Source organism: Ignavibacteriales bacterium (assembly GCA_016709765.1).
In the GTDB taxonomy this organism is placed as follows: domain Bacteria; phylum Bacteroidota; class Ignavibacteria; order Ignavibacteriales; family Ignavibacteriaceae; genus IGN3.
The window spans coordinates 570,886-595,854 of the sequence record JADJMD010000012.1; the positions used below are offsets into that span (position 1 = coordinate 570,886).

Annotated in this window: 22 protein-coding genes and 1 other RNA gene; 4 read left to right on the forward strand and 19 right to left on the reverse strand. The window is 33.0% G+C overall.

From position 1 onward, the window contains the following. Window positions 1-32: 32 nt before the first annotated feature. The 16 genes from IPJ23_08390 to IPJ23_08465 form a co-directional block, all read right to left on the reverse strand. Window positions 33-1,643 (reverse strand): hypothetical protein, encoded by a 1,611-nt coding sequence (locus tag IPJ23_08390; GenBank protein ID MBK7630707.1) that lies wholly within the window; start codon window positions 1,641-1,643, stop codon window positions 33-35. Continuing rightward, window positions 1,636-5,259 (reverse strand): hypothetical protein, encoded by a 3,624-nt coding sequence (locus tag IPJ23_08395; GenBank protein MBK7630708.1) that lies wholly within the window; start codon window positions 5,257-5,259, stop codon window positions 1,636-1,638. The genes IPJ23_08390 and IPJ23_08395 overlap by 8 nt, the downstream gene beginning before the upstream one ends. Beyond that, window positions 5,235-6,806 carry a cytochrome c3 family protein gene (locus tag IPJ23_08400; GenBank protein ID MBK7630709.1) on the reverse strand — a complete coding sequence of 524 codons (1,572 nt, stop codon included), beginning with the start codon at window positions 6,804-6,806 and terminating at the stop codon, window positions 5,235-5,237. Before IPJ23_08400 ends, IPJ23_08395 begins: the two co-directional genes overlap by 25 nt. 7 nt (window positions 6,807-6,813) lie before the next feature. Next, entirely contained in the window at window positions 6,814-8,145 is a 1,332-nt protein-coding gene (locus IPJ23_08405; protein ID MBK7630710.1) for an NAD(P)-binding domain-containing protein, read from the reverse strand. 85 nt (window positions 8,146-8,230) lie between these two features. Next, entirely contained in the window at window positions 8,231-8,830 is a 600-nt protein-coding gene (locus tag IPJ23_08410) for a tetratricopeptide repeat protein (GenBank protein MBK7630711.1), read from the reverse strand. A 10-nt stretch (window positions 8,831-8,840) separates the two neighbouring features. Continuing rightward, window positions 8,841-9,716 (reverse strand): hypothetical protein, encoded by an 876-nt coding sequence (locus tag IPJ23_08415; GenBank protein ID MBK7630712.1) that lies wholly within the window; start codon window positions 9,714-9,716, stop codon window positions 8,841-8,843. Between the two features lie 89 nt (window positions 9,717-9,805). Continuing rightward, window positions 9,806-10,111: a hypothetical protein gene (locus IPJ23_08420; GenBank protein MBK7630713.1), complete on the reverse strand. Its 306-nt coding sequence runs from the start codon at window positions 10,109-10,111 to the stop codon at window positions 9,806-9,808. 14 nt (window positions 10,112-10,125) lie between these two features. Beyond that, window positions 10,126-10,992, reverse strand: coding sequence for a diaminopimelate epimerase (locus tag IPJ23_08425; GenBank protein MBK7630714.1), 867 nt, complete (start codon window positions 10,990-10,992; stop codon window positions 10,126-10,128). A 143-nt stretch (window positions 10,993-11,135) separates the two neighbouring features. Continuing rightward, complete coding sequence (locus IPJ23_08430) at window positions 11,136-11,489, reverse strand: TM2 domain-containing protein (protein MBK7630715.1); 354 nt, start codon at window positions 11,487-11,489, stop codon at window positions 11,136-11,138. Between the two features lie 9 nt (window positions 11,490-11,498). After that, complete coding sequence (locus tag IPJ23_08435; protein ID MBK7630716.1) at window positions 11,499-11,786, reverse strand: DUF2752 domain-containing protein; 288 nt, start codon at window positions 11,784-11,786, stop codon at window positions 11,499-11,501. 222 nt (window positions 11,787-12,008) lie between these two features. Then, window positions 12,009-12,368, reverse strand: a transfer-messenger RNA (tmRNA) gene (gene ssrA / locus IPJ23_08440). Window positions 12,369-12,410: 42 nt separating this feature from the next. Further along, window positions 12,411-12,959 carry a cob(I)yrinic acid a,c-diamide adenosyltransferase gene (locus IPJ23_08445; GenBank protein MBK7630717.1) on the reverse strand — a complete coding sequence of 183 codons (549 nt, stop codon included), beginning with the start codon at window positions 12,957-12,959 and terminating at the stop codon, window positions 12,411-12,413. Window positions 12,960-12,965: 6 nt separating this feature from the next. Next, a complete protein-coding gene (locus IPJ23_08450) occupies window positions 12,966-14,066 on the reverse strand; it encodes an aminomethyl transferase family protein (protein MBK7630718.1) in 1,101 nt (366 codons plus the stop codon). Between the two features lie 75 nt (window positions 14,067-14,141). After that, a complete protein-coding gene (locus IPJ23_08455) occupies window positions 14,142-15,020 on the reverse strand; it encodes a hypothetical protein (GenBank protein MBK7630719.1) in 879 nt (292 codons plus the stop codon). Window positions 15,021-15,136: 116 nt separating this feature from the next. After that, a complete protein-coding gene (locus tag IPJ23_08460) occupies window positions 15,137-16,501 on the reverse strand; it encodes a dipeptidase (GenBank protein ID MBK7630720.1) in 1,365 nt (454 codons plus the stop codon). A gap of 11 nt (window positions 16,502-16,512) precedes the next feature. Next, the gene (locus IPJ23_08465) at window positions 16,513-17,523 is read right to left on the reverse strand and encodes a hypothetical protein (protein ID MBK7630721.1); all 1,011 of its coding nucleotides are present in this window, start codon (window positions 17,521-17,523) and stop codon (window positions 16,513-16,515) included. Between the two features lie 120 nt (window positions 17,524-17,643). On the opposite strand from IPJ23_08465, the gene IPJ23_08470 reads away from it, so the two are divergent. Beyond that, window positions 17,644-19,023 carry an LptF/LptG family permease gene (locus IPJ23_08470; protein ID MBK7630722.1) on the forward strand — a complete coding sequence of 460 codons (1,380 nt, stop codon included), beginning with the start codon at window positions 17,644-17,646 and terminating at the stop codon, window positions 19,021-19,023. Further along, window positions 19,010-20,092 (forward strand): LptF/LptG family permease, encoded by a 1,083-nt coding sequence (locus tag IPJ23_08475; protein MBK7630723.1) that lies wholly within the window; start codon window positions 19,010-19,012, stop codon window positions 20,090-20,092. The genes IPJ23_08470 and IPJ23_08475 overlap by 14 nt, the downstream gene beginning before the upstream one ends. A gap of 28 nt (window positions 20,093-20,120) precedes the next feature. Here the strand turns inward: IPJ23_08475 and IPJ23_08480 are convergent, their stop codons facing one another. From IPJ23_08480 to IPJ23_08490, 3 genes are all read right to left on the reverse strand, one after another. Next, the gene (locus IPJ23_08480) at window positions 20,121-21,536 is read right to left on the reverse strand and encodes a hypothetical protein (protein ID MBK7630724.1); all 1,416 of its coding nucleotides are present in this window, start codon (window positions 21,534-21,536) and stop codon (window positions 20,121-20,123) included. A gap of 345 nt (window positions 21,537-21,881) precedes the next feature. After that, on the reverse strand, window positions 21,882-22,205 hold the full coding sequence (locus IPJ23_08485; GenBank protein ID MBK7630725.1) for a DUF3467 domain-containing protein: 324 nt from the start codon (window positions 22,203-22,205) through the stop codon (window positions 21,882-21,884). A 6-nt stretch (window positions 22,206-22,211) separates the two neighbouring features. Further along, complete coding sequence (locus tag IPJ23_08490) at window positions 22,212-23,354, reverse strand: tetratricopeptide repeat protein (protein MBK7630726.1); 1,143 nt, start codon at window positions 23,352-23,354, stop codon at window positions 22,212-22,214. 178 nt (window positions 23,355-23,532) lie between these two features. On the opposite strand from IPJ23_08490, the gene IPJ23_08495 reads away from it, so the two are divergent. After that, entirely contained in the window at window positions 23,533-24,651 is a 1,119-nt protein-coding gene (locus IPJ23_08495) for an adenosine deaminase (protein MBK7630727.1), read from the forward strand. After that, the gene (locus tag IPJ23_08500) at window positions 24,632-24,967 is read left to right on the forward strand and encodes a hypothetical protein (protein ID MBK7630728.1); all 336 of its coding nucleotides are present in this window, start codon (window positions 24,632-24,634) and stop codon (window positions 24,965-24,967) included. The genes IPJ23_08495 and IPJ23_08500 overlap by 20 nt, the downstream gene beginning before the upstream one ends. Window positions 24,968-24,969: the final 2 nt, after the last annotated feature.

Here is a 24,969-nt window from a genome sequence, read left to right on the forward strand (position 1 = left end):
TTATTTGGAAAGGAAGATTTATAGGTTAGAATTTAAAATCTTGTTGTTAGATCAAAAAGAATTCTTCCATAACTTCGTGTTGATTCAAAAACACCTTCATAACTAAATGAGAATGAAAATGGATTAAACACACTTGTGGAAAAATCAAAAAGAATCGCTTTCTCCTCAAACTTTGGTGTGTTATTTGGGAATGTATAATCTGTTTTTCTAAAGCCTATTGAAAAATCTGAACGAATAGATGAAATCGATTTTTGAAGATTAATTGAATATACAAGACCATCAACATAATTACTATTAAGTTTATTAAAGTTAAATCCTAAAGAAGATTCAATTAACGGTAACATCGTGTAAGAAATATTGCCGCCATAATTTTTGCTTGCCTTAACATCAGTTTTGTTATAACGATAACCATATTGCAAGCCTATAATAAGGTTATTCAATGGTCTAATAATAGTTCTTGCTCTAAAACCTTGTCTTGTTTCATTTTCTAAAACACTATCTGAAAGAGATTTAAATGTTTCGTAGTAGTAAACATTTTTTCTAGCATCATAGGAAAGACTTAGTGAAAACTCTCTAACAGGTGCATATCTTGCAGAAAGAAAAAGTGATGTTAAACTAAAATCACTTTTACCAATTCCCAACTCCCGCTTATATAGATCGACCTCTGCTGAAGCGAAAAGATTAATGTTAGTTATGATTGTATTATTATGCTGTAAATATGCAAATCGTCTATCGGTTTTAGAATTGTTTGTTTGTTCAAAAACTGAAAAGGTGTTTTCCATCATTCCACTGCCTAGAGTATCATATCTGGAAAGATATACGCCATATTCCAATAATTTTGTGTTTAATCCAAAGTCTGTAAAATTTGGGCGGGAGCCAGCAACTAATCCAAAAGTTAAAAAAGCAAATGCTTTTTCAAATTGCAATCCATCCACAATGCTGATGTTAGAAATTTTTCTGTTTAAATATCTGCCAAACCAAAGTTGTGTTGATTCATCAAATCGATAATTCAAATTTAAATCGTAAACTTTAAATGCTTTTCCTAAACTTGATGAAACTGTTTTCCACTGGTCTGCTCTGTAAGAGAAAATAGAATAAGTAGAAAGTGATAAGCCGGATCCGCCTATATTTTGCAAACTAAATCTAAGTGAGTGTCTCCAGCGTTGATATTCACCTCGCTTATCAATGTTATTGAAATTAGAATATGATTGTAAGGAATATCTTCCATTATATTTTGTAGTATTTACAGAATTAGAATTATTCTCAGGTTGCTTTATTTTTTCTAGTGGTTGTACAATAGTTAGATTTGTATCTAAAACAATCGGAATTTTTGGATCACCATTTTGCTCCAATTTTTTTATAAAAGCATAAAGAATTAAACCGGATTTAAAATCTTCATTATTCAATTTTTCACAGGCTGCCGAAGAAGATGAAAGATATTTAACAACGAGGGCTGGAGATTGCTTGTTTTTAGATTTAATAAATAAGGTATCACCTTCACTTATTCCATCTGTATTATCAAAGTTTACATAAACCAATTGAGAAGAGGTGTATCCAACTTTACCTTCTTTAGTTTGTTCCTGCGCTTTTATGATGTTTGTAAACAGAAAAATTGCACTTATTATGTATAAGAGTTTAATCAACTTTATGCTCTTGCAAGTGTGGCAAAATTAATCCCAGATCAAAATTATTCGTTCCATGACAGTTCCAGCAATCTGTTCTATGACCAACATTATGCCCATCAAGAAAATCATCCATATGACAACTTAGACATTGAGGCTGATAATTAGTTTCTGAATGACATTCACTACAATCCATCGTAGCATGCTGATTTCTAAGTCTATAGAAATTGTGATCAAATGTTGCCGGAGTCCATCCATTTGTGGTATGACAGGTTAAACAATCATTTGAGAAATTCAACAAATCATGAGGAGGATCCGTGGTACTCATATAATTATTCTGATGACAAGAGTAACAATCTGTTGGAGTTCCTGTATATCCATTTGCATGGCAATTCTCGCAGCTAACCTGAATATGGGCTCCAGTTAGTGGAAATTGAGTAGTACTATGATTAAAATTTGCTTCACCCCAATCTGAAGTATTATGACACAATGTACAATCGTGTGGATAATTCTGAGTTACATGGTTAGGGTCATTAGTATTTTCATAATCCGATTGATGACAAGAATAACATTCCGTTGGAGTTCCTGTATATCCTGTTGAATGACAATCCTGACAAGTTGTTGTTATATGCGCACCAGTTAATGGGAAGTTCGTATTTTGATGATCAAAACTTGTTTGATTCCATGCAACAGAATTATGGCAAAGCTCACAATTTGTGGGATATGATTGCCCAATATGATTTGGTGCTGTGTTATATTGCGCTTGGTGACAAGAAACGCACTGATTATCTAAACCTGTAACTGTTCCCAAATGACAAGATGAACATTGCAATGGTTGATGCGAACCAATTAATTCAAATCCTGTTGTAGCATGATTAAAACTCGATGGAATCCACGCTGATGACCCGTGACAATCCTGGCAGCTTGTAGGAATACCCGCTGCAGAATGATTTGGATTAACTGCATTATTAAACGCAGATTGATGACAACCAACGCATTGATTTGGAGTTGTTGTGTAGTTGCCGTAATGACAACTTGCGCAATCATTCGCAATTTCTAAATGTCTGCCAATCAATTGGAACACTTGATTGTGTTGTGGAAACAATGCAGGCTGCCAATTAACCGTAGGTGTGTGACAAGCAGCGCAATCTGTAGATAAACTCAATGATTGATGATTTGGATTTGCAGCACTATTGTATGCAGCAATATGGCAATCAGAACAAAGCGTAGAAGTGTTTGCATATCCGTTTTCATGACATTGAATACAATCAGAGGTTAAATGCACACCAACTAAAACAAAATTTGAAGTTGCATGATTAAATGCTCCTTCTTTTCGTCCCGTTGGATGACATGCAAAACAATCGGCACTATTATACACATAACCCTGAACACCTTGATGATGATCATCCGTATCGTTTCTGTTATGCTCATGACAATCAATGCAAGAAAAAGTAGAAAAATTATTTGGTATTGTATGGCAATCTGAACATTGGTTCCATTCGCCATTATGTTTACCGGAATAGATTGGAAAATACTGTGTATCATGATCGAAAGTTGCAGGACTCCAAGCTGTAGTGGAATGGCAATCAACACAAGTTACAGGAAATCCTGCCGCCTGATGATTTGGATTTGTAGTATTGTTATAATTTGTTTGATGACATGTGTTACAATCCGTTGGTGTACCTGTATATCCCGAAGCATGACAACTTGCACAAGCCACTTGAACGTGGCTTCCGGTTAACGGAAATTGTGTCAAATTGTGATCAAAGTTTGCATCGTTCCAATTTGTTGTATTATGGCAAAGCATACAATCGTGTGGATAGTTTTGAGCCACGTGATTTGGATCTGTTGTATTATTAAAATTCTGTTGATGACAAGAGTAACAATCCGTTGGTGTGCCTGTGTACCCGCTCGTATGGCAAGTTGCACAAGCTACTTGTACGTGGCTTCCGGTTAATGGAAATTGTGTCAAATTGTGATCAAAGTTTGCATCGCTCCAATTTGTTGTATTGTGACAAAGTGTACAATCGTGTGGATAGTTTTGAGCCACGTGATTTGGATCTGTTGTATTATTAAAATTCTGTTGATGACACGAATAACAATCCGTTGGTGTTCCTGTGTATCCGCTAGTATGGCAGGTTGCACAAGCTACTTGAATATGACTTCCGGTTAAAGGAAACTGTGTAATATTATGATCAAAATTTGCGTCATTCCAATTTGTTGTATTGTGGCAAAGTGTACAATCGTGGGGATAATTTTGTGCTAAGTGATTTGGATCTGTTGTACCATTAAAATCTTGTTGATGACAAGAGTAACAATCGGTTGGAGTCCCCGTGTATCCACTCGTATGGCAAGTTGCACAAGCTACCTGAATATGACTTCCAGTTAAAGGAAAACTACTTTGATTGTGATCGAATGTTGCATTATCCCAACCTGTTGTTGTATGGCATAAACTACAGTCTGTTGGAAACTGTGAAGTAACATGATTTGGATCAGTCGCGGTTTGATAATCCTGCTGATGACAAGAGTAACAATTTGTAGGAGTGCCTGTGTATCCGCTCGTATGACAACTTGCACAATCTACCGATATGTGGCTTCCGGTTAAAGGAAACTGTGTTAAGTTATGATCAATCGTAGCATTATCCCAACCTGCAGTTGTGTGACATAAACTGCAATCAGTTGGAAATTGTGATACAACGTGATTCGGGTCGTTTGTTGATTGATAATCTTGTTGATGACATGCGTAACAATTTGTAGGAGTGCCCGTGTAACCAGAAGTATGGCAATCTGCACAATCAACCGGAATATGTTTACCTGTTAATGGAAATTGTGTAATGTTGTGATTAAAACTTGCAGGTTTCCATCCGTTAATATTATGGCAAACCTCACAGGTGGTTGGCAATCCAGAAGAAATATGATTTGGATTTGTAGTGCTATTGTAAGTTTGTTGATGACAAGAATAACAATCCTGCGATAATCCAGAAAAAGTATTTTGTTGATGACAAGAGAAACAACTTGGCAATGCATGTCCGCCAGTTAAAGGAAAGAAACTATGATTTACATTTGTGGTGTTCCAGGTTAACGAATTAACATTATGGCATTCCTGGCAATCTGTTGAAAATTTTGCTGCTATGTGATTTGGCGATTGGGCAGAATTATAATCTTGTGAATGACACGCATAACAATCAACATTTAAAACATTAAATTTCAGCTCAGCGTAATCTGAGTGACATTGTGCACAGTCCACCAGTTGGTGTGCGCCAAGCAATTGAAATCTACCGTTCTGATGCAACCCAATAATATCTTTAATTATCCAGGTTGTTGGTGTGTGACAGCTTGCACAATCAAATCCAACAGTGCCTTGATGAATATCTTTATGGCATGAAAAACAATCTGTTGCAGCGGATGAGAAAATAAGCGAGGTGTGACATGATTTACAATCAACATTTTGATGCTGACCAACTAAACTAAATTTTGTGGTTGAATGATCGAAAGTTACTTTTGAAATATTGACTTTCCAATTATCTGAAACATGGCAATTTGAACAGTCTACATCGAAATCATCGCCGTGCGGTGATTGTGCAAAGACATTTATACTTAGCAGAAAAAATATTATTTGGAATGACAGTCTGCGCATTTATACTCTTTTATTTTATACATCACAAATGGAGTTACATTATCAGTTATTGTTTTATGACATTTAGAACATTCTAATTTTTGATGTGCACCATCATTTTTAAACTTAGCTTTTGAGTGATCAAACTTTTCTGCCTTCCAATTACTATATGCGTGGCAGCGTGAGCAATCAGTAATGTTATCAAATCTAAATTGTCCGAAATGAATATCTTTATGACACTGTTCGCAATCAAGGGTCAAAGACAAAAACTTATAAGATTTTTCGCCATTTACTTCACGGTAATGACAATTGCCACAAGTAATTGATTGATGTTTACCAAGTAACGCAAATTTCGTGCTATTATGATCGAAAGTAATAGTGCTCCAATTTGCCGTTTGATGACAGGACTCGCACTTATTTTCCGGCAAATATTTCTCACTAATCTCATTTCCGTGAACATTTTTATGACAATCCTGACACTTAAAACCAATTTTTTTAAATTTCCATTGCTCCTCTTTATAATGACATTTTCTGCAAGCCACAGCTAAATGGCTCCCATCAATAATAAATTTTGTTTTGTTGTGATCTTCAATGAAAAAGTTTGCCGGTGAAAATCCGGATTCTGAGTGACAAGTTTTACAATCTTTTATCAAGCCCTTTGATGTAAAATCACCTTGGTGATAATCTGAATGACAATCAGTACATTTTGCAAATAAAGGTTTGTTCTTGTTTGTACCTTTATGACAATCGTTACATTTTACTTTTTGATGTTTTCCAATTAACGGAAATTTTGTTTTATTGTGATCAAATGAGTTTTGATTTATTATATTAAATCCATTTACCGAATGACATGATTTACAATCAGCACCAAACGCACCGTTGTGAACATCTGTGTGGCAGGAAGAGCAGTTGCCAAAACTTAAGCCTTTTAGTTTTACAAAATCCTTTCCATTCTTTTTTTCTGTGGGATGACATTTTGCACATTCTACTTTTTCGTGAGCACCGGCTAACTTAAATTTTGCTTTATTGTGATCAAAACTTTCAGCAGGTTTAAACTTTTCTGTGGAATGACAACTTGCACAATCAGTTCCCAAAGTTTCCTGGTGAAAATCTTCGTGGCAACTAACACATTTTTGATCTAAACCTAATTGAGTTTTACTTTTCTTTTTAAACTTGCTATCAGAAATAAATTTGGATTGATGACAATCTTTGCAATCTTTTTTTGCGTGTGCGCCGGTTAACTTAAATCCTGTTTTGTTATGATCGAAATCATCCGGATTAAAATTAATAATTCTGAAGGTTCTTCCGTGATGTTCGTTATGGCAAGATGCACATTCCTTATTTTTTACTTCAGAGCTTGCGTGGTAACCACGATTTGCATTTACAAGATTTTTAACTTCCTTATGACAATCCAAACATTTTGAGTTTGTAACTTTATTTCCAATTTCGTGGCATTTTGTACAATTGCTAATCCCTTCCAAATCAGCATGTGCTTTGGTAAGATCGCCCGGAGAGATTTGCGCAAGAATTTGAGCGGAAAAAAATAATGTTAATAAAAAGTATTTCAATAATTTACTAGTGTTTTAAAATTGCATCGCCAAATTTTTTAGTGATTTTAATTCCAATTCCTTCAAGAAAACTGGTCGGTAAAATTCCACCTGCAAAGATGTAAACAAAATCATTTTTAATATTTAATTCTTCGGCAGAATTAGTGAAAGTAAATATCACACTATCATCTGTTATTTCTTTAACATTTGAATCGAATAGTGTTTTTATTTTTTTCTTTTTGATGTAATCATTTATTCGCTCAAGATTTTTTGGTTTTAATCTTGAAAATGATTCACTGCGATACGAGAGTGTAACTCGATTTCTTTCATCGGCAAGCAGCATTGCAGATTCAACTGCAGAATCTCCTCCTCCAACAACTAAAATATGTTTATCGTGAATTAATTCCGGTTCAATCAATCTATAAAAAACTTTTTCTTTTTCCTCGCCTACCACACCAAGTTTTCTGGGCGAACCACGTCTTCCTATTGCAAGAATTATTCCTCTACTTGTGTAATGTTCATTATTAGATTTTACAATAAACAAATTGTCTTGTTTTACAATCTCTAAAACTTTCTCTTGTTCATTAATTGTAATTTTATTTTTATTTAAAACATTTTTCCATAGATCAAGTAGTTCAGATTTACTTGTTTCAACAAGTTTCACTTTTCCCCAAAGTGGTAAATCCATTGGAGAGGTCATAACAATTTTAGCTCGTGGAAAATTAAAAACCGTTCCACCGAGAGAATCTTGTTCTAAAGTTATAAACTTAAGATTGTTTTTAGCTGCTGTTAATGAAGCTGAAATACCAGCTGGACCAGCACCTACAATTATTAAATCATATTTAGCATTTGATTTTGGAAGAGATTTTTGAAGGAAATACTCAACAGCTTGTTTGCCTTGCTCAACTGCATTTTTTATCAAACCCATTCCACCAAGCTCGCCAGCTACAAATATTCCCGGAATATTGGTTTCAAACTCCTGAGAAATGTGCGGTAATTCAACTCCTCTTTTTTCTGTTCCTATGCAGAGAGTTATTGCTTCAACAGGACAAGCGTGAAAACAGGCACCATGTCCAACGCACCTGGAAGCATTTATCGTTTGAGCTTTTCCGTTGTGTATTCCTAAAATATCATGCTCAGGACAAGCTTTTATGCAAGCACCACTGCCTATACAAATGTCTAAATCAACAACCGGATGTAAAGAAACGGGTTCGTGAAATCCGTGCTCTTTAGCTTTACTCGTTTTACTTTGAGTACGCAGATTAGTAAGCTTATTTTTCTGATGATAGAAGTAAAATATTCCACCAAGCAGAAAAAAAACTAACATGTACGCAAAAATATTTTCTAGAAGTTGCTCCAAATTTGATTAGTTCACATTTACTATTAGTTGATGATTAACAAATATTCAATAATCATACCTAAAATCCAAAGTGAAATGAAAGAATTTACAGCTTTTTTATAGAGTTTTTAGCTAATTCTGCCGTTTGATCAGACGGGAAATCATTAATAAGTTTTGTCCAAATTTCGCGAGCTTTTTCTTTGTTACCTTTTGTTGCTTCAATCGCACCAACATTATAATTAACCATTGGATCGTTCGGGAATAATTTTAGCATCTGAAGTGTGAGTTCTTCGGCTTTTACTAAGTTACCCTGATTGTAATAAACAAAAGTTGTTGCAAAGTAAATATCTTTTCTATTTTTATCTTTATCCAAAATCTTTTGATAATAAACTAATGCTTCTTCCGGGCGATGTGCGGCTGCAAGAAAATCAGCATACTCTCGCATCTTTAAAGTGTCTGTTGGATTCGCTTCAACATCTTTTTTCATTACTTCAATTTTATGTTTTACTTCTTCAGACACATTTGAACCGCTTGGATTGTCCATCATACCTTTATTAAGATTTTTATGTACCTCGTCTGCGGGCATTTGTTTATTAGTAATATCTACCTTTGTTTTTTCTTCACTGCCGGTTTGTGCAACAACAAAAAGTATTACAACTATTACTACAGCTAATAATCCATATAAATATATCGGTTTGAATTTCATTTTGTTTCTCCTAAAAAATCCATTTATATCCAAAAGTTAAGGTTACAATTACATGAACTACCATAATAACAAACATTGCAATAGCAAAAGGTAAATGAGCAATGTGCCAGTATTTAAAAAGATTTTGCATTGTGCGCAATCGTCCAATTCTTCTCGATAATATAATTTCTGCTTGTGCCTTATTCTTTATTTCTTTTATTATGATTTTAGAAAACCCTGAAATCGCTAAATTTTTATTTAGCCTGGAATAGAATGACCTAATTCTAAAAAAATCTTTAGCACCAAATAATATTATATCTCGAAAACCTAAAGAATTATATCTATCTATTGAAGCTAAGTAATTAAGCTCATTCAGCAATCTTACATCGAACATCATTTCCGCTTTCAATTTTTCTGCAAGATCTTCTCTCATTGATGCTAAATCTTTCATGTCTATTTCTCTACCCTGAACGGTTCGGGGAATTTGAATATATATAAATCTACCTACAACACCACTAAGAACCACAAGAACCATACTCCAAAAACTAACTGAAACAATGCCACCAAACTTAAACGATGTATGATACAGGACTAAAATTGGTCCAACAGTGCATAAAAAAATATGGAACTCTAACCAATGCTTTAAGTACCCAAAAGTAAAAAGTTTACGAGACCTTTTGCGAAACATATAAATGGCCACACCAAAAATCATCATTAATGTTCCAATAATTCCAAATCCATGTCCCCAGTTTCCGCTTGGTTTTAGAGTTGCATGAGATGGGTCAAAAAATCGTTCCTCAATTGGAAGCAAATAATATTGATAACCGTTAATTGCTAACAATATCAAAACTACTGTTCCAACTAAAAAGAAACTGCCAACATAAATAATGTGAAGTTTTTTATTCATAGTAAAAAATAATAATGTGTAAAGATATTACAAAAAGTGAAGCTAGATGAGAAAAATAATATGGGTCCCCCAACGGAGACCCAATAATTTTATTCATCTGCAAGTTGTACAAGCGTGTTATATTTTGTGGATTTTTCGACCGACATACCACTAATTTTATCGACAAGAATATTAATTCTCTCATCATTCATATCATCAAAGGCTTCGTAAGCTTCAATATTGCTAAAAGTATAAAGCTCTTGAAAACTAACCGTTTTCCCTTTAACTTCGTAAACAACATAAGACTCCAGGCCTTCTGCTTTTAAAAGATTTTTAAGTTCTTTAACAACTCTTAAATATTCATCTCGTTTTTCAGGAATAATTTCATACTGAATTGAGAATAGGACTTTTGACATTTGCACTCCAATGATTAAATAAATAATTTCTGGTCAATAGAACCTTCAAAAATAATTTTTGCAGGTCCGGTTAAAGAAAGATTTTTTACCTTTTGATTTTCAATTTCAAAATTAACGATAAGCTGATCACCGCCAAAGGTATTTAAAGTTATTGGTGGTTTTAGATTATCTGTTATATAACAAATTAAGGCTACAGCAACAGAACCTGTTCCACAGGCTAGCGTTTCATCTTCAACACCACGCTCATAAGTTCTGATATGAATTACTTTATCCTTAACATCAATAAAATTTACATTAGTGCCGTTTGGTTTAAAATCTCCGCTATATCTAATTTCTTTTCCAAGATTAAAAACCGGAAAATCCATAATGTTATTAAAAGATGATTTAGGATTCAAATGATCTTTTAAAACATCAGAAATTTTAATTACGACATGCGGTGAACCTGTATCAGCATAATTTGCACTTATCATCTGCCCATATGCCTTTATCTTAAAATTATATTTAATCTGCTTAGGCGGATTAAGATTAAATTTTATTAATTCTTCACTTAAGACTTCACCGGAATATTCAGCACTGTTCGAAATAAATTTTGCAGTTCGGTTTATTAATCGTGATGTTTTTTCTGCGAACCAAATAGAACAACGAGCTCCATTAGCACACAAGCTTCCGGTTGAACCATCGGCATTGTAATACATCATTTTGTAATTATAATTAGAAAGATCCTCAATCGTAATCAGACCATCTGCCCCAATACCGTTTCGACGGTTGCAAATATTTTTTATTTTTTCCGGAGTTAATGATAAACCGGAGTTTTGATTTTTATCTATAAAAACAAAATCGTTGCCGGCGCCACTCATCTTTTTAAAAAAAATCTTTTGCATTTAACTTCTAATTTAGTTTAATGCTTTATGCTTTTCAATAAAAATTATTGTTAAATATCAGATATTTATCAGAAAGGAATTAGGGGGATAAGTAATATTCCTGCAGATTTTATTAATCTGCAGGTCACGAAAAAGGATTTAACTTAAGTAATTTGTTTTGTCATCAATGCAACTTGCTGTGCAACAGTGGAATTATATTCAAAAGCAAGTTTTCTATGATTAACTAAATCGATAATTGTTCCAATAACACATAATCCACCTGTTAAAAAATACAATATTCCCATTCCAATTTGGTTAAGCATAAACCTATGTAAGCCCGCAAATCCTACAAATCCAACAAGAGCTAAAATTAATATTGTTGTTGGATCTTTTCGGCGCGCGCTGTAAGCCATTGCAAATTGCTGAGCTTGTGCATCAGTCATATCGTTAATGAGACTTTGGACGTAAGCCATCTCTTCGCCCTCAAGACTTGGTAATAATTGAAAAATATTTGGCATAGCCTCTCCTTATTTATTGTTGTTAGATTTTTTAAGATTAAAGAACATAATTGTATAAATTCTATGAAGGATTATTAGCAAAGCCGGAATACCTAAAAAATGATTATCAAATGATTGACTGAATTGTCCTCTAAATATCAAAGCGATCGAATTTCCAAGCCCACAACCGGGGCAATGCTCAAATCCAAGATTTGAAAGCGGACAAATTGTAAAATGCACTGCGTTGGGATTAACAAAAAATCCTAAATAGAGAAGAGTCGAAATCCAAATAAAACCTTCAAAACCAAACAGTCTAATTGAATTAAAAATCTTTTTTATAAGATTATTGTTTTCAATTGAATTTATATAAGTTGTAATGTCAATCACTGCTTTAATCTAAATTGTTGATTAAAACATAAGTAATAATTAAAAGCAAATCAATTTCAGGATGATGAGTGGTATAATTTTATCGGTAAGTGATACTCAAATTCAGTTATGTACTGAATTAAAGAAAAATAATATAATGAGAATAAGTAAAAAGTGTGGAGGTGGCGGGAGTCGAACCCGCGTCCGAAATTATGATCCAAAGAACATCTACATACATAGTCTGTTTCATTTTTGACTTTAAGCTGCCAAACAGACAAAGATCACTTAAAGCCTACTTGCTGTTATTTCACCTTTCCTGCGCAAGAGACAGAGTCGGCTATTGTATCTAAACGTCGTTCAATCCTAGCCCGATACAAGAGGATAAGTTGAACGGCTGTTAACTATTAATTAAGCAGCAAGGGCGTAATTAGATTCGCCATTTATTGTTTTTTCCCAATTCATTTACGTGTATTCGGGGAACACGATATGCAGTTCTAAGTCTCGTTAATCCCGTCGAAACCAAAATTCACCCCCGATAATTAGTTAGTGAAAGCATTAAGCAAATTGCAAACTAAATTACGGAATCCATTTTGTATCTGGAATATTTAAGTACTTATTCTCAAAACGTGAAAGAACAAAAAACAGATCAGATAATCTGTTTAAAAATATAACAATGTTTTCACCGATATGTTCGGTATTTTTTAATGCCACAACTTCTCTTTCCGCACGGCGTGAAATTGTACGGCAAATGTGCAGAAGTGCAGATCCTTTACTTCCGCCGGGAAGAATGAAATTTTTTAGTTCATCTAAATTAGCTTCAAAATCATCAATAGTTTTTTCTGTATCCAGAATATATGAATCAGGTAAACGGGTAATATTAAGTTTTACATTTTTTTCAGTTTCAGGCGTTGCCAGATCTGATCCTAACACAAACAATTTATTTTGTAAATCCATTAGAACATTTTTTATTTCAACACAATTAACTTCTAAAATTGTTAGTCCCACAAAAGAATTTAATTCATCTATACTGCCGTATGCATTTAATCTTAAATCATTTTTTAGTACACGCGTGCCACCGAATAACCCTGTTTCCCCTGTATCTCCGGTCTTTGTGTAGATTTTCATTTAATTTTATCTTTTAAAAGGTAACTCATGTATCGTTACCTCCATAATTTTAGTTTCATTTTTTGCAGTAACTTTTGTTCCCTGCACAGCTAAAGGTTTTTTGATATAGCCAAGAGCAATATTCTTTTTAAATTTAGGAGAATAGGCAATTGAAGTTACAACTCCAACTTCATTCTTCTGATCATCCAACAATGAAAACTGTTCATTAGTTTCGATTGTATCAGGGAAACACAATCCAACTAAATGCTTTTGAACTTTATCGTAAGTTTCTAACCTTGCAATAACTTCCTGCCCGATGTAACATCCTTTTTTAAAATCCACAAGATCAATAATTCTTGCTTCGTGCGGATTATAAATATCATTTAACTCATTGGGATCAGAAGGGATTCCCTGTTCGATATTGAATGTATCATAGGCATCTTCGCCAATAAGATTGAAATCAAATGGCCCTTTATTACTAACCATATTAGCAATTAATTTTTTGCCGTTTTCCTGTTCAGCGAAAATCCAAAACTTCTGCAATCCATTTTCATCTTTTATTCTTGCAAGAAAAAAGAGAATACCATCTGCGCTTACTACTTTAAATGAGTTATCTGTAACTGTATTTAAAGCATCACCCACAAACAAAGACAAAAACGATTCAGATTGAGGTCCAACTAATTGAAACAAATTAAATCTATGGCTTGCATCGCTTAACTGAACATCATCACCTATAATGTATTTGTTTATCCAGCTCATAACTTTTTGTTTAGTATGAATACCCGTAATTAATAGAATGTAGCTTTCAAAATTTAAAACTGTAGTAACACCAATTATTCTTCCTTTTTCCGAAGTGAAAATTGTTTTCTTTACTTCTTCTTTTTTAATATCTCGCATCGAGTTAGTTGATATTCTATGCAAAAAATCCAGTGAATCTGTACCCTTTAACTCAATAATTGATGAAGTATTCATATACTTTAGTGCTACACCATTATGAAGACTGTATATTTCTTCATCGAGAGTAGTATAATTTTTTATATGTGTAACGCTGTTAATTAACTCAGTTTTCGCACCAAGTGAAACAAAAAAAGATATCATATCTGAATTTGTATTAGTCAACTCGAACATTATTACTCCATTGTATTTCTATTGTTTTTCGGATAAGAAATTGAAAAAATTTCCCTGGGAAAGATAAGGAAAAAATTAATAACGGCGAGTTTGTTTTTTGTTGTTTGTATTGATGTAAAGTGAGTCTTTTTGGCTCCAATTAAAAGCTACCGAGTCTGTTGAATACACTTTATCTTTTAGATTGTAGATTACATACTCATAATAGTCAGGAAACTTATCATTGTTAATATTTGCTAGTGATCGTTTAAGACTTGTGCCTTCATATGTCATTAACAAGTGAGGAAAATTTCTGATGTCATCAATTAGAAAATAATTATAATTTATATGCCCAATACCTTGCGCGTAGTGAAAATTACTTTCCACAAAATAGATCCCTTTAAAATTCCATTTTTTAAGTGAGATACTGTTAAATCCGCCGTGAGATGGAATTGGCGCTTCCCATTGCTTGATAAGCTTATCACCACTGCACTCAAACAGTACGAGATATAAAAATGGAGTACCAAGTTTTGTACTATCTAGATCAATAAAGCTTTGATCATACCCGACAAGATTTGCAGGTTCAATAAGCCTTTCACCGGCTCTCGAAGTAGCAATCATGGTAAAAATAAATTTACTGCCGTTTTGATCTGTAAAATAAATTAATGCTGGTTTGGGAACATCATAAGTTGTAGTTCTATCAAATTCAAGTATGTAAGTTCCGGCAGGATAATTATCAAAGATGTATTCAATTAATGCAATTGTGTCACAAGGGAATCGATTCTTAGATTCTTTTTTTTTTAGCTCAAGGTTATATCTTTGAATCTCGGCATCTTTATTTTGATTATAGGCGGCTTGCTCGTTATAGTTTACTTTATTATCCTCTGTTTCAGTTTTATGCTCACAGCTAAGGAGTAACAACAGAATAAGAAGTATAATTGGATAAATAAGTGCTGATAATTTAATTTTTCGTAACATAGATGCGCAATTAAGGCAATATTTGTGCCCCAAAATTTTTACAAAAAAAACCTCAGAATTTTATAAAAATCAACTCTGAGGCTATAAAAATTTAGACAAGTCTTAGAATAAAACAACTATTTTGCAAACTCATCCAAAAAGTAAGCTGAACTTTTTATTCCCAACTGGAAATGATTAAGATTAAAATGTTCGTTTGGTGAATGAAGGTTTTCTGTGTTCAATCCCAATCCCATCATAACCGGTGAAGCTTTTAACCTGTTCGCAAATTCAACAACAATCGGAATCGATCCGCCTTCCCTCATAAAAACAGTTTTCTTGCCAAATGCTAATTGCATTGCCTTTGCTCCTGCAATTGTAGCTTTAGCTTCTAAAAGAGTAATTACAGGATGTCCACCATGTAACCCTTTAACTTTAACACTGACTTCTTTTGGTGCAATTTTTTTAACGTATTTCTCAAATAGTTTTTCAATCTTTTTTGGATCCTGATGAGGGACAAGACGCATACTGATTTTTGCAGATGCTTTAGAAGGAATTACAGTTTTTGCTCCTTCACCGGTAAAGCCGCCCCAAATGCCGTTACAATCTAAAGTTGGTCTTGCCCAAATGCGTTCTAATGTTGTGTAACCTTTTTCGCCTGTAAGATGTTTTAATCCAATTTCTTTTCCCCATTGCTTTTCAGAAAATTTAAGTACTCTAAAATTTTCTCTTTCTTTTTTGGATAGTTTTAAAACATCATCATAAAAACCATCAATTTTAATTTTGCCATCTTTATCAATTAATTGCGAAATCATTTTTGTAAGAACATTTATCGGATTGGGAACACCGCCACCAAAAGTACCTGAATGAAGATCGCGCGATGGTCCTGTAACTTCAATTTCCATATAGCACAACCCGCGTAAGCCGTATGTAATTGTAGGAACACCAGGAGCAAATAAAGCCGTATCAGAAATTAATACTGAATCACATTTTAATAGTTCCGTATTATTTTTTAGAAATACAGATAAATTTTCGCTTCCAATCTCTTCTTCACCTTCAATTAAAAATTTTACGTTTAACGGAAGACTACCATGTGTTTTAAAATATGCTTCAACACTTTTGATGTGCATATACATTTGTCCTTTATCATCAGTAGCGCCGCGGGCAAAAATGTTATCCCCAACAATAGTTGGTTCAAAGGGTTGTGATGACCAAAGTTCAATTGGATCAACAGGCTGAACATCATAATGACCATAAATTAAAACGGTAGGCTTGCCCGGTGCGCCAAGCCATTCACCATAAATTAGAGGATGACCTTCAGTTTGAATTATTTCAACTTTATTTAAGCCTGCAATTCTTAATTTATCTGCAACAAAGTTTGCTGCATTTTGCATATCAGGTTTATTTTCAGGTAGTGTGCTGATACTAGGTATTTTTAAAAAATCCTTCAGTTCGTCAATATATCTGCCCTTATTATTATCAATATAATTAATTACTTCTTTCAATTTGTTTCTCCTTATGGATATGTTACTTTAAATTTAAAAATTGTTGGAACGTATGTTTTAAAATTATTAATTGTTTCGTTATCAAGTTTATTTAAAATCTCCTGCTTAGGAACATACACTTCTTTCCAAGGATCATCAACAATATAAATATTATTTTGCTCACCCATTGTGATGCTTTCGTAGGAAGGTAAATAATTTAGATTGTGATAACCAGGAATAAATGTAACTCCTTTATATTTAGAAAAATCTTTTATGTTAAATTCATCATCAAAAAATATATGGAATATAGTTCGATTGTTTCTGTCAATCCCCCAGAGTGAATAATCTTCATCAGAATATAATCCACAAACTGTAGAAATGCCTAAACTTTTTGTGCTGATTTCTTTAAAAATACTCAAATCAGATTTGTTAGCAATAAAAATGAAAGTGCTATCTGCAAATTGATTGTTAGAGTAGAATCCTTCTAACCCCAAATAAAAATAATTATCATCAAGTGCAAATCCTTCATAACCGATATTCCAATTTGTGTATTTATAAAATAAACTTGCAGGTGTATAACTCATTTTTATTACTGATGTGATTTGTTTTGAAAGGACATCATTGTTATTGAATATTAATTTATAAATTCCTACATAGTCATTGTAGTTATCACCATTACCTTCAACTGATAAATAAACTTCACCGGATCCTTTATCATAAGTTATTTCTTCAAAATCTTTTTTAGGAAAATTAGAAAAATAATTTTCAGCGCTATCTATAAATGAAACGTTTTCTATGTCAAATATTGTATCGCTTTCAAGTGTTAAAAGATTTATAAAGCCGATATCATCAGCAGTAAGAAAATATTTTTTACCACATTCGCTTTTTATAAAAGCAATTCCGGATGTCTGGTCAGTTCTGGAATGATTAGTTTTTAACCACTTTGGAAAATTTTGATCTGTACTCAATAAAATATTTTCATCTTGAGCAAGTAAATTAACCCCACAGGTAAAAACAATAATTAATAACAATGATCGAAACATTTTTAAAAATAGATATTAGAAATTAATAACTTTTGCAATACAAATATAAGCATTATCTCATTATCACGCCTTAAAAATAAGCTTCTTGTTAAACTTTTGTGTGTTAACTATCTTTGATTAATGATTTTATTCCGATACATACTTAAGGCTCATTTTATCCCATTCGTGTTTTCATTAGTAACGTTAATGTTCATTTTTCTCCTGCAGTTTATGATGAAATTTGCTGATAGATTAGTTGGCAAAGGGTTGGATGGCTGGGTTATTACTAAATTAATTGCATACAATCTTTCTTGGATGGTTGTGCTTGTTGTGCCGATGGCATCATTAGTTGCAACATTAATGGCGTTTGGTAATCTTAGCCAGAACAATGAAGTAACAATAATGAAAGCATCCGGCATAAGTCTTTACAAAATGATGTTTCCTCCTTTTCTAGCAAGCATCGTTGTTGCAATTCTCCTTTTCCAATTTAATAATGATGTTCTACCAGATGCTAATCATCAGGCAAAAATATTAATGAGTGATATTTCTCGAACAAAACCTACGCTTTCACTTGAGCCTGGTTTTTTTTCGCAGGAAGTTAACAACTACGCAATTTTAGTTCGATCAATTGATCAAAACTCCAACTGGTTATATCAAATCACTATTTATGATTACACTAATGGCGCAAAGGTAAATGTTGTTACTGCTGATAGCGGTAAAATATTTTTTTCAAAAGATCAATCTAAGTTGCTTATGGATTTGTACCACGGAGAAATTCACGAATCCGATATTCAAAATACCACGATGTACAGAAAGCTTGAGTTTGAAAAACATATTATTACAATGGATGGTGATCAATTTTCGTTTCAACAATCCGGACCAACATCACGCGGTGAAAGAGAACTTAGTGTATATGATATGCAAATTATTACTGACAGCATTAAAATAGTTTTAAATGAAAACTTCACTTTGTTTAAAAAAGAAGTACAAAGACATTTATTCTTAGACAGTTCAGAAGCATTTCCTAAAACTGAAAATAATTTGGGTAATAATCCTGAACTAGTTTATTTGCGAGCTGTTGATAAAGTAAGAACTGTTAAAAATATTATTAACTCCAATTTCAACAGAGTTGAGTGGACAAAACGCGAACTTGAAAAGTATGAAGTTGAAATTTACAAGAAGTATGCTTTACCCGGAGCGTGCATAATATTTATGTTGATAGGTGCGCCTTTAGGTGTAATGGTTCGTAAAGGTGGATTTGGCGTTGCAGCAGGTATTAGTTTGTTTTTCTTTCTTATCTATTGGGCGTTTTTAATTGGCGGAGAAAAATTATCCGAGCGCGGGTTCTTCTCCCCATTTATTGGAATGTGGGCAGCTAATATAGTTTTAGGCATTGTTGGAATTATCTTAACTATTAAAACAAATAAAGAAGTTAAAACTATTACATTCAATTTTATTAAAAAATTAATTCCAAAAAAGTTAAGACAAAAAGATACAGCTGTGATAGATGAAAATAATTGATAAATATTTAATCAAGCAGTTTTTGCAAACGCTATTTTTTGGACTGCTCGGATTTACAGTTATTTTTATTGTAATTGATGCGATGGAAAACCTTGATGATTTTATTGATCAAAGTGTACCTGCGTTTAAAATAATTCATTACTACATTGTTTTCTCTCCGGAAATTATTCGATTGATTACACCGGTTGCCGTTCTATTTGCCGCTTTGTTTACTGCGGGTAAGGTTGCAAATTTAAGTGAGCTAACTGCAATAAAAGCAAGTGGTGTTAGTCTATTTAGATTTATGCTTCCATTTATTATCACAACTTTTTTTATAAGTTTTTTCTCAATCTATTTTAGCGGCTACGTTGTTCCGATGGCCAATAAAACTAAATTAAATATCGAACAAGAATATCTAAAAAAGAATTTGAACTTTTCCGGCAGCAACATTTATTTTCAGGATTCAAAACAAAGAATTGTAAGCATTTCTTTTTTTGATAATAACTCCAACAGAGCAAATAGAGTTAGCATTCAGGATTTTAATGCAAAAGATCTCAAACAAATGCAATCCAGAATTGATGCCGTAAGCATGGTCTATGATACTTTAAAACATGTTTGGGTTGCTAACAACGGAATTAAAAGAGATTTTTACGGAAAAAAACAAAATGCGGAATATTTTACAGAGTATCCTATACCAAACTTAAATTTTACACCTTCCGATTTGTTGCAAAAGCAAACACGACCATCCGAGATGAATTTATCTGAACTAAGCAATCTTATAAAATCTCAAGAGAATGCGGGTAACGACCCTACTTCTACATTAATTGAATATCATTCCAGAATTGCCTTTGCAATGACAAGTGTAATTGTGGTTTTGTTTGGCTTACCAATATCTGCCAACAAAAGAAAAGGCGGCATTGCATCGCAAGTTGGATTGAATATTCTTGTAACTTTTTTGTATTTAGTCTTTATGAAGGTCAGTCAGGCTTTCGGAAAAAACGGATTGCTAAACCCTATTATCACAGCGTGGATAGCAAATTTTGTATTTATGATTGCCGCTGCAATAAATCTTTGGCGAGCAAGACAGTAATTTTTTTAATTCTACTTTTCTATTTTGATTAATTAATTTTCCATCTTGAACTAAATGCTGCAGATAACATATCTGATGATTTGGGGAATAACATATTTTGCATTGCATTTGTTGCAAGATGAATTTCAAGGAATCCAAAATCATAGCCCATTCCATATGACCAATTAGTCGATTCAGCACCTCCAAATTCAAAACCAGATCTTAAGAAAGGAAAAGCTGCCCAAGGCTGCCATTCAAATCCAAAAGAAACTCTTGGTTTAGTTGAATTACCGGGTAAATTGTTAAACCCTTGATTGTAATCAAAAGCAACCATAAACTTTCCGGGAAAACCATTTTCATGATCCTTTGAAACTTGCCACGCTGTACCAATTCTTAATGCAGTAGCAAGTTTTGTAACAAACATATCAATAGCTTCCCCTGTTCCAAAAATTTTATCAAACACAGAATCACGCTGTGATTTGTTACTAATATCTGTTACTATAATATCACCTTCTGACACAAATCTTGCAGCATTTTTATTCCATGTTATTTGTCCAATATCAGTTATTGCAATTGCAAATTTCCAGGAATTATTTATCATCCCTGAAAAACCAAAATCAAATCCAAAACCTTTTCCAACTGGAGAAGGAAACAAACCTAAATTTTGTTTTCTTTCAATATTTTCAAAGTCATAAGCGATTCCAAAATCATCAGACAACGCGGAATAAGCTAAAAGATTTGCTGATCCGGAAATTGTTCCATTTGCATTCGTGGTTAAATTAGTTGTTATTTCTTTTGTTGCCAGGTATCCAAATCCATGGTATAGTTTAAATGACATTCCAAAACCAAATTTCTCAAAAATTCCCTCGCTCAAGAATTCCAATTGTCTTGCATACGAAAGTGAATAGCTTCTTACCCACCATGCATCTATGGATGCATCACTAAAATCATATACTTTTCCTTCGTTGTAAGAAAGGTCTTTTATTGCTTGCGGAAAATTAAATCTGCCACCACCATAATCACCTACAGAAAATGCAAAAGTACCAATTTCAGAACCCGGATTTATACTAAATGATAAGAGCGCAATACCAGCATGTGTATAAAACTGCCCGCCATTTTCAAATAAACGATTAATACGAATTTTATCATCTTCATTTAATACTTTTTCCGTGCCACCAATTCCGCCAAAATAATATTTAAAATCATCATAGGATAAAAAATCTGTACCACTTCTAATTCCAGCAGATGGAAAAGGCAATGCAGTAGAAAAATCTATCGATCCTTTTTTAGAAAAAATTAAATTAGCAGGGTTTATTCCTATTGAAAAAACACCTTCAGAGGTTGCCGTATAAGTTTTGCCCAACCCTAAACTTCGTGCATCTGTAACGCCGGCTGATCCATATTGTGCAAAAGTTGCAATGGTGTATAATATTGTAATAAGTGAAATGTAACAATAATTTTTCATGTTTTTCTAGCTTGATTTGAAATTTTGAATGAGTTGATACGAACGAAAGGAATGTAATTAATAGAATGGTTTTGAAATGAAAATCTAATTCTATAGAAATAAACAGGCTTATATGTAAGTTTTATATTCATGAATCATTTATATTTTAAAACAGATTCATTCTCCACCAGTTGAATCCAATAACGTTAAGCTTGGGACAACAATTATTCCAATTAATGTTTTGATTAAAAATGAATTTTTGAAAGGAGTAGGATTTGATTGCGGAAAATCTGACTAATCTAAAGTAATAATTACAAAAAAAGCCGGCTAAATAGCCGGCTTTCAATTAAGATCGGAGCAGTATAATTAGTTTACTTTTTCAGTACTTTTTGGCGGAACAAAACCGAACATCTGATTTGGTGCATTGTCAATTTTAATCTCGCCAAACTTTGCTTCAAACTTATCAATGTTATCTATCAAAGCTTTCATTAACATTTTTGCATGCTGCGGAGTTGTAATTATTCTGCTGTAAACTTTCGCTTTAGGAATACCGGGCACAATTCGAGTAAAATCAATTATAAATTCTGCTGGTGAATGTGAAATAATTGCAAGATTAGAATAAATTCCTTCAGCTTCTTTTTCACCAAGCTCAATGTTTAACTGCTGCCCTTGTGGTTGTTTATTATCCATAATTATTTATCTTATTTTATCTGCTTCATCAAAAGCGTGTTTAGCATCATCGTTCATTCCAAGCACAGAATAAACTTTTCCTAAAAGTTCCCAAGTTTGTGCATTAGCATCTTTCATCTGAACAGCTTTTTCTAAAAAAGGTAATGCTGATTGATACTTTGCTTTATATTCATCCGAAACTACTCCTGTTTCATCAGATTTTTTATTTAAGAAGGTTCCCCACTTTAAATAGGTTACACCAAGATTGTAAATAGCATTGTCGTAAGCTGCATCAATTTCAATAGCTTTTTTGAACTGAGTTTCAGCACCGGCAAAATCATCTGCACCTAATAAAAGAACACCATAATTATATCTGATGTTTTTATCTTCAGGTTTTGCCTCAACAAGATTCTTATACTTATCAATAGCTTCAGTGCTTCTTTCTGCACCAATATAAGAGGTTGATAAAGTAACAAGCATTTCCGGATCATTAGGATAAATTTTTAATCCTTCTTCTAAAACATCAATGCTTTTATTAAACTCAACTTTCGCTTCTTCAACTTTTCCTTCATTTTTTAGATTAGTTCCATTTACATAATAAATTTCACCTAAGAACTTATATCCATCAATAGATTTTTCACGATCTATTAATTGTTTTAACGGAGCAACAGCAGCTTCATTCTCACCTTTACTTAAATAAACAAACGCAAGATTTTTATATGTATCTGCAGAATCTGGTTCGATTCTAAGTGCGGAATTAAAATCTGAAATTGATTTATCATAATAAATTTTTGCACTATCTGGATCAGCTGATTTTATGCCTCTCTGATAATAGCCAACACCGCGATTAAAAGCCTGTGCCCAAAAATACTTTCTGGAAGTATTGATATCCTTTTCAAAGTTCTTGCTGATGGCTAGTGATTTATCATAACTATCAACCATTTCCATAAAATTTCCTTGTTCGCCATGAACAAATCCTAATAAATAAAATCCTTCATCACTTTTAGGATTTTTTGTTACTTCTTTCTGTAAAACTTCTAGAGCTTTATCGTAGTTTTTCTGCTGAATGTATAATTTAGCACTTGTAATTTCTGTGGATCCGCATTGATATCCCACAAAAAGCATACTTAACATAAGTAATGCAACTACGAACAATTTTGTTTGTCTCATTTTCTCTCCGATTATAAGTAAAAAATTAATTCCTTTATTCATACTCTTCTAATTTTATAGCTCAAAGATACAAACATTTTTTAAAATATATAGCCATTTCTTAGGTGTTAAAACACCAATTTAAATTGATTTTACTTGCTTAAAAGGATATTTTTTGGTAACAAAAAAGAGGTTTATTGTGACCACCGAACAAATTATCAAAACTATCCCAAAAGTACTTTTACACGACCATCTTGATGGTGGACTTAGACCCCAAACTATTATTGATCTTGCTGAAGAACTTAACTACAATAAACTTCCCACAAAAAATGCTAGCGAACTTGCCGAGTGGTTTCATCGCGGTGCAAATAAAGGAAATCTTGTAGAATATCTTCAAGGCTTTGAACACACAACTGCAGTTATGCAAACTAAAGAAGGATTGGAACGTATTTCCTACGAAATGATGGAAGACATGCATAACGATGGTGTTGTTTATGTTGAAACAAGATTCGCTCCCGTTTATCACAGAATGAAAGGTTTATATTACGAAGATTCCGTTAATGCAGTGCTTGCAGGATTAGAACGCGGGAAAAAAGATTTTGGAGTTGGTTATGGTTTGATACTTTGCGGAATGCGTAATATGAAAGACACAGTTGATATAGCAGAACTAGCTGTAAATTTTAGAAATGATGGAGTTGTTGGATTTGATCTTGCAGGTGAAGAGGGCGGCTATCCACCTAAAAAACATATCGAAGCTTTTCAACATATACAAAGAGCTAATTTCAATATTACAATTCATGCAGGTGAAGCATTTGGTAAAGAATCTATCTGGCAGGCAATACAATGGTGCGGCGCACATAGAATCGGACACGCAACAAGATTATTGGAAGATATTGTTCTTGATGCAAACGGCAATGTTGTAAAGTTTGGAGAACTTGCTCAATATGTTTTGGATAAAAGAATTCCGCTTGAGATTTGTCTTCTAAGTAATCTTCATACAGGTGCAGTTGATAAGTTAGAAAATCATCCGTTTGGAATTTTGTACAAAGAAAAATTCCGCGTTACAATAAATACTGATGATAGGCTAATGAGCGACACTACAATGACAAAAGAATTCTTAACTGCAATTGAATATTTCAATCTAAACTTTGAAGATTTTGAAAAGATCACAATCAACTCAATGAAGTCTGCATTCATTCCTTATAAAGAAAGATTGCAATACATTTACAACATAATTAAACCAGGTTATCAAAAAATACGAGAAAAAATATTATCGTTTAATAACGCTAAAGGAGAAAATGAAAAAACTATTCACTAATTACAATTTTGAATTCGATAAGAATGAAAAAAAATTATTAACAAATTTTTGTAAACAAGCTTTAAAACAAGTATCCGGCGATAGCAGATTTTTTGCTGAAGAAAAAGCATTTAATTCCATTATAGAAAAATTAAATCAGGGCGAAGACGTAGTTAAATTTACAAAAGATGAAAAGATAAGATTGACTCATCAGCTTAAACAAAACTCTGACTTTATGAAAAAGGAAATGAAAAAAAGCTGGTTTATAAAAAAATGGATTTACAAATCTTTATTCAAACAATACGATAGTTTATTGGAAAAGCATTTTAAGGATTAATA

Bases quoted from the DNA above. Each gene is read 5' to 3' on its own strand.
- IPJ23_08490 (MBK7630726.1), bottom strand. From the start codon at position 23,354: ATGAGACAAACAAAATTGTTCGTAGTTGCATTACTTATGTTAAGTATG.
- IPJ23_08455 (MBK7630719.1), bottom strand. From the start codon at position 15,020: ATGTTACGAAAAATTAAATTATCAGCACTTATTTATCCAATTATACTT.
- IPJ23_08470 (MBK7630722.1), top strand. From the start codon at position 17,644: ATGATTTTATTCCGATACATACTTAAGGCTCATTTTATCCCATTCGTG.
- IPJ23_08465 (MBK7630721.1), bottom strand. From the start codon at position 17,523: ATGTTTCGATCATTGTTATTAATTATTGTTTTTACCTGTGGGGTTAAT.
- IPJ23_08450 (MBK7630718.1), bottom strand. From the start codon at position 14,066: ATGTTCGAGTTGACTAATACAAATTCAGATATGATATCTTTTTTTGTT.
- IPJ23_08395 (MBK7630708.1), bottom strand. From the start codon at position 5,259: ATGCGCAGACTGTCATTCCAAATAATATTTTTTCTGCTAAGTATAAAT.
- IPJ23_08445 (MBK7630717.1), bottom strand. From the start codon at position 12,959: ATGAAAATCTACACAAAGACCGGAGATACAGGGGAAACAGGGTTATTC.
- IPJ23_08480 (MBK7630724.1), bottom strand. From the start codon at position 21,536: ATGAAAAATTATTGTTACATTTCACTTATTACAATATTATACACCATT.
- IPJ23_08485 (MBK7630725.1), bottom strand. From the start codon at position 22,205: ATGGATAATAAACAACCACAAGGGCAGCAGTTAAACATTGAGCTTGGT.
- IPJ23_08500 (MBK7630728.1), top strand. From the start codon at position 24,632: ATGAAAAAACTATTCACTAATTACAATTTTGAATTCGATAAGAATGAA.
- IPJ23_08475 (MBK7630723.1), top strand. From the start codon at position 19,010: ATGAAAATAATTGATAAATATTTAATCAAGCAGTTTTTGCAAACGCTA.
- IPJ23_08430 (MBK7630715.1), bottom strand. From the start codon at position 11,489: ATGCCAAATATTTTTCAATTATTACCAAGTCTTGAGGGCGAAGAGATG.
- IPJ23_08410 (MBK7630711.1), bottom strand. From the start codon at position 8,830: ATGAAATTCAAACCGATATATTTATATGGATTATTAGCTGTAGTAATA.
- IPJ23_08425 (MBK7630714.1), bottom strand. From the start codon at position 10,992: ATGCAAAAGATTTTTTTTAAAAAGATGAGTGGCGCCGGCAACGATTTT.
- IPJ23_08420 (MBK7630713.1), bottom strand. From the start codon at position 10,111: ATGTCAAAAGTCCTATTCTCAATTCAGTATGAAATTATTCCTGAAAAA.
- IPJ23_08415 (MBK7630712.1), bottom strand. From the start codon at position 9,716: ATGAATAAAAAACTTCACATTATTTATGTTGGCAGTTTCTTTTTAGTT.